Annotated in this window: 2 protein-coding genes and 1 pseudogene; 2 read left to right on the top strand and 1 reads right to left on the bottom strand. The window is 62.6% G+C overall.

Annotation, left to right across the window (positions count from 1 at the left end):
- Window positions 1–441: pseudogene (locus WBV42_RS13485) on the bottom strand (3-hydroxy-3-methylglutaryl-CoA reductase); the annotation flags it as partial.
- Window positions 442–612: 171 nt separating this feature from the next.
- On the opposite strand from WBV42_RS13485, the gene WBV42_RS13480 reads away from it, so the two are divergent.
- Together WBV42_RS13480 and uvrB are read left to right on the top strand one after the other, a co-directional pair.
- Entirely contained in the window at window positions 613–1119 is a 507-nt protein-coding gene (locus WBV42_RS13480) for an N-acetyltransferase family protein (RefSeq protein ID WP_423986484.1), read from the top strand.
- 214 nt (window positions 1120–1333) lie between these two features.
- Window positions 1334–2906 (top strand): excinuclease ABC subunit UvrB (gene uvrB / locus WBV42_RS13475; protein WP_423986483.1); only part of this gene is annotated, 1573 nt, incomplete at its 3' end.

Raw genomic sequence — 2906 nt, 5'->3', positions numbered from 1 at the left:
GTTCACGACCGCCTCGGCCTCCGCGATGCCCTGCACGCGGAAGACGGGAGCGCGGGTCATCCCCTGCTTCGTCACGCGCGCGTCCGCGCCGCCCGCGGAGTCGATGACGGAACAACCGCGGTTGACGCTGGCGAGGAGCGCCCCCTCCGTCGTCGCGAGCGGGAGGTAGTACTCGCCGTCGGCCGACCCGCCGTTGACGGCGACCGGCCCGGTCACACCCAGCGGCACCTGAATCGTCCCGACCATGTTCTCGATGGCGGTCTCGGCGTCCTCGGCCGGGAAGGCGTACTCACCGACCGTATCGAGCGTTGCGTCCGTCTCCGATTCGAGGAGTTTCCGGCGCGCCTCAGTCGCCGTATCGGCATCCGTGTGGTCTTCGAGTTCGTGCAGGCGCAGGTCTCCCGCCAATACCTGCTCCGCGAGGTCGTCTGCATCGGTCATGATTCGCCGGTTGTCGTTCCATCCCCTAACAGTTGCCCATTCAGTGCCGTTCCATACCCATTCAGCGTCGTTCCTTATCCATTCGGTGTCGTTCCATATTCATTCCCGAGTATGGCAGAACCATTCCAAACCACCGCCAACGCTATGATTCAGCGTGGAATCATATTCCGTATGGAAATCAGACCGGCGACGGCAAGCGACGCGGCCGATATCCGCCGAGTCGCACACGCGGCGTGGCAGGAAGCCTACGACTTTCTCCCTCCCAAGGAGCACGATGCCGCGTTCAACCAATGGTACACTGTCGAACAGATCGAAACCCGAATGGACGACGACGAGGCGGAAACCCTCGTCGCCACGGCGGACGAGGACCTCGTCGGGTACGTCCACGCCACCGCACAGACCCACGCCGACAGCGTCGGCGAAGGCGAACTGACCGACATCTACGTCGACCCCGACCACTGGCGGACCGGGATCGGGACCACCCTCCTCTCCGGAATCGAGGAGCGACTCCACGAACGCGGCCTCACCCGACTGAAAGCCCCCGTCCTCGCCGACAGCGAATCCGGAACCGAGTTCCTCGAAGCCAACGGCTTCGAACGCATCGAGGAGCGCATCACCGACCTGTTCACCGGCGGGACGAGGGAGCAGTACGTCTACCACCACCAATTCACGGGATAGCGTTGCGCTGGAGGGATCTGGGACTGTAGTCGCGGTAAACTCGATCCTTTCGTAGCGACTTTCCTCGGAGCTACCGGTACAGTCACGCGAATCGTGCGAGCGTGGCTGGGTGGGGGCTTTCGAGGGCTACTTCCCACCAACGACGGCCGTGAGAACCGCCACTTGCTCAGACAAGCGACCCGCTCAAGTAGCTCGAATTCCTACGAAAGATACCATGAGCGACACCCAGTCCGGCCCGCTTCGGCCGGACAACCCCGACGCCGAAACCGACTTTCGAGTTGACGCGCCGTTCGACCCGGCGGGCGACCAACCCGAGGCCATCGAGCAGTTGGCGACGGGGTTCAATCAGGGGATGGAAAAACAGACCCTGTTGGGCGTCACGGGGTCGGGGAAGACGAACACGGTTTCGTGGACGATAGAGGAAATCCAGAAACCCACGCTCGTCATCGCACACAACAAGACGCTGGCGGCACAACTGTACGAAGAATTCAGAAACCTCTTCCCGGACAACGCGGTGGAGTACTTCGTCTCCTACTACGACTACTACCAACCGGAGGCCTACGTCGAACAGACGGACACGTACATCGACAAGGACGCGTCCATCAACGAGGAGATCGACCGCCTGCGCCACTCCGCGACCCGCTCGCTGTTGACCCGTGACGACGTCATCGTCGTCGCCTCGGTCTCCGCGATTTACGGCCTCGGTGACCCGCGAAACTACGAGGACATGCGGCTACGGCTGGAGGTCGGCGAGACCATCGAACGCGAGGAACTGCTCGCCCGCCTCGTGGACCTGAACTACGACCGAAACGACATGGACTTCACGCAGGGGACGTTCCGGGTTCGCGGCGACACCGTCGAAATCTTCCCGATGTACGGCCGATACGCGATCCGCGTCGAACTGTGGGGCGACGAGATCGACCAGATGGTGAAGATCGACCCGCTCGAAGGGGAGGTCAAATCGCGGGAACCCGCCGTGCTCGTCCACCCGGCGGAGCACTACTCGATCCCGGAGGAGACGATGGCGGAAGCGATCGCGGAAATCGAGGGAGATTTGGAGCGACGGATCCGCTACTTCGAGCGCAACGGGGATTTGGTGGCCGCCCAGCGGATCGAAGAACGGACCACGTTCGACCTCGAAATGATGAAGGAGGCGGGTTACTGCTCGGGGATCGAGAACTACTCGGTGTACTTCACCGAGCGAGAGGTCGGCGATGCGCCGTACACCTTGCTGGACTACTTCCCCGACGACTTCCTCTGTGTCATCGACGAATCCCACCAGACGGTACCCCAGATCAGGGGGCAGTTTGCGGGCGACAAGTCCCGAAAGGATTCGCTCGTCGAGAACGGCTTCCGGCTTCCGACGGCCTACGACAACCGCCCGCTCACGTTCGAGGAGTTCGAGGAGAAGAGCGACAAAACGCTCTACATCTCCGCGACGCCCGCCGACTACGAACGCGAGCAGAGCGAGCAGATCGCGGAGCAGATCGTTCGCCCGACGCACCTCGTGGACCCGAAGGTCGAGGTCGCCTCGGCTTCGGGCCAAATCGACGACCTGATGGGCCGTATCGACGAGCGCATCGAGAACGACGAGCGCGTCCTCGTGACGACGCTGACCAAGCGGATGGCCGAGGACCTCACGGAGTACCTCGAAGAAGCGGGTGTCGCCGTCGAGTACATGCACGACGAGACGGACACGCTCGAACGCCACGAACTCGTTCGGGGACTCAGATTGGGCGAGTTCGACGTACTCGTCGGCATCAACCTCCTCCGTGAAGGGTTGGACA

Source organism: Haladaptatus sp., from assembly GCF_049589095.1.
Taxonomy (GTDB): Archaea; Halobacteriota; Halobacteria; order Halobacteriales; family Haladaptataceae; genus Haladaptatus.
This window is presented reverse-complemented; position numbering and strand designations above follow the sequence as displayed.